General features: G+C 36.7%; 1 protein-coding gene. It reads right to left on the minus strand.

The genetic code is table 11. The features are described 5' to 3' along the window. Nucleotides 1-207: hypothetical protein (locus FC20_RS10615; protein WP_162254735.1), on the minus strand; the 207-nt coding region annotated here is incomplete at both ends.

Here is a 207-nt window from a genome sequence, read left to right on the forward strand (position 1 = left end):
AGATCTTGGCTAATTCGATTGGTAATCACTTGATCGTCGACCATCATTTTAACTTTCAAAATACCTTCGTTTTCGCCACGATTAATTGCTAAATATTGATGTTGTGCTACCTTCGTTAAATCGGCAGTGAAATCATAATAGATTTGATAGACTTGCTTTTCATCGGCTGCTTCGTCTTTAACCTGACTAACTAACTGACCATTTTGC

It is taken from the genome of Lactobacillus equicursoris DSM 19284 = JCM 14600 = CIP 110162, from assembly GCF_001434815.1.
GTDB lineage: Bacteria > Bacillota > Bacilli > Lactobacillales > Lactobacillaceae > Lactobacillus > Lactobacillus equicursoris.